The organism is Mycobacterium sp. E1715, assembly GCF_001667625.1.
Classification (GTDB): domain Bacteria; phylum Actinomycetota; class Actinomycetes; order Mycobacteriales; family Mycobacteriaceae; genus Mycobacterium.
In genome coordinates, this window is sequence record NZ_LZJJ01000277.1 from 1 (window position 1) to 2,432 (window position 2,432).

Here is a 2,432-nt window from a genome sequence, read left to right on the forward strand (position 1 = left end):
GCGGCACCGACAGCTGGACCCCGTACGTGGCGCCGACCGCGACCGCCGGCGCGCCGCTGGTGACCGGGTCGGCGGCCGTCCTGGCCACCTGCCTGGTCGCGGCGGCCGGGCTGGCGGGGCTGGCGAGTCCGGCGATGCCGGCCCGCGGGCGGTTGGTGACCATGCTGGTGGCCGGGGTGGTGCTGATGGCCGCCGGCTACAGCGGCGGGCTCGGCTCGCCGGTGGCGCACGCGGTGCAGACCTTCCTGGACGCCGGCGGCGCGCCGCTGCGCAACGTGCACAAGCTGGGGTCGGTGGTCCGGATCCCGATCGTGCTGGGCGTCGCCCAGGTGTTGGGCCGGGTCCCGCTGCCCGGGTGGGGGCCCGCCTCCCGATGGCTGCGCGCGTTCGCCCACCCAGAGCGCGACAGGCGGGTGGCCGTCGCGATCGTCGTGCTGACGGCGCTGCTGGTGAGCACCTCCCTGGCGTGGACGGGACGGCTGACCCCGCCCGGCACCTTCAGCGCGATACCCCGCTACTGGCAGGAAACCGCCGACTGGCTCGACCGGCACAACACGGGCACCCCGGTGCCCGGCCGGGTGCTGGTGGTCCCGGGGGCGCCGTTCGCCACCCAGGTGTGGGGCACCAGCCACGACGAGCCGCTGCAGGTGCTCGGCGGCAGCCCGTGGGGCGTGCGCGACTCCATCCCGCTGACGCCGCCGCAAACCATCCGGGCGCTGGATTCGGTGCAGCGCCTCTTCGCCGCCGGGCGCCCATCGGCGGGGCTGGCGGATACGCTTGCCCGCCAAGGTATTTCGTATCTGGTGTTGCGCAACGACCTGGATCCGGACACGTCGCGCTCGGCGCGGCCCATCCTGGTGCACCGCGTCGTCGACGGGTCCGCGGGCCTGCAGAAGGTGGCTCAGTTCGGCGAGCCGGTGGGCCCCGGCACCCTCGCGGGCTTCGTCGCCGACAGCGGCCTGCGGCCCAGATATCCGGCCGTCGAGGTCTACCGGGTCGCCGGAGGTTCCGGAGCGCCGTACTTCGCCGACGTCGACGGGCTGCCCCGGGTCGACGGCGGGCCGGAGGTGCTGCTGCGCCTCGACGAGCGGCGCCGGCTGCAGAATCAGCCGCCGTTGGGTCCGGTGCTGATGTCCGCCGACGCTCGCGCGGCCAACATTGCGGCGCCGACCGTGACCGTCACCGATACCCCCGTGGCCCGCGAGACCGACTACGGGCGGGTGGACCAGCATTCGTCGGCCGTCCGTGCGCCGGGCGACGCGCGGCATACCTACAACCGGGTGCCCGACTATCCCGTCCCGGGCGCGGACCCGGTCGTCGGCGCGTGGACCGGGGGCCGGATCACGGTGTCGAGCTCGTCGTCGGACTCCACGGCCATGCCCGACGTCGCGCCGGCGACCGCGCCCGTCGCCGCCATCGACGGCGACCCCGCGACCGCGTGGGTGTCCAACTCGCTGCAGGCGGCCGTCGGCCAGTGGCTGCAGGTCGATTTCGACCATCCGGTGACCAACGCGGCGCTCACCCTGACGCCGAGCGCCACCGCCGTCGGCGCCCAGGTGCGCCGCATCCTGATCGAGACGGCGACCGGTAGCACCACCCTGCGGTTCGACGAGCCGGGCAAGCCGCTCGCCTCCGCACTGCCCTACGGCGAGACGCCCTGGGTGCGGATTACCGCCGCGGGCACCGACGACGGCTCGCCGGGTGTGCAATTCGGCATCACCGACCTCTCGATCACCCAATACGACGCGTCCGGATTCGCCCACCCGGTCGAGCTGCGGCACACCGTGCGGGTCCCCGGGCCCCCGACCGGTTCGTTGATCACCGGCTGGGACCTGGGTTCGGAGCTGCTCGGCAGGCCGGGTTGCGCGACGGCGCCCGATGGCGTGCGCTGCGCGCCGTCGATGGCCCTGGCGCCCGAGGAGCCGGTCAATCTGAGCCGGACGCTGACCGTTCCGGCGCCGATGTCGGTGACGCCGCTGGTGTGGGTAAGGCCGCGCCAGGGACCCAAACTGGCCGACCTGATCGCCGAGCCGGGCACCACGCGGGCGAGGGGCGACTCCGACATGGTCGACGTCCTCGGCTCGACGTTTGCGGCGACCGACGGCGACCCGTCCACCGCGTGGACGGCGCCGCAGCGGGTGGTGCAGCACAAGACCCCGCCCACGCTGACGCTCACTCTGCCGCGGCCCACCGAGGTCACCGGCCTGCGGTTGGTGCCCAGCCGCTCGGCGCTGCCCGCCCACCCGACGATGGTGGCGGTCGACCTGGGCGACGGCCCGCAGGTGCGTTCGTTGAAACCCGGTGAACCGCAGACACTTTCGCTGAACCCGCGGGTGACCGACAGCGTCACCGTGAGCCTGCTGAATTGGGAAGACGTCATCGACCGCAACGCGCTGGGCTTCGACCAGCTCAAGCCGCCGGGGCTGGCCGAA

1 protein-coding gene is annotated in these 2,432 nt (G+C 74.0%); it reads left to right on the plus strand.

Annotated elements, in window-relative coordinates:
• Positions 1-2,432 (plus strand): alpha-(1->3)-arabinofuranosyltransferase family protein (locus A9X03_RS14245; protein ID WP_156746561.1); only part of this gene is annotated, 2,432 nt, incomplete at both ends.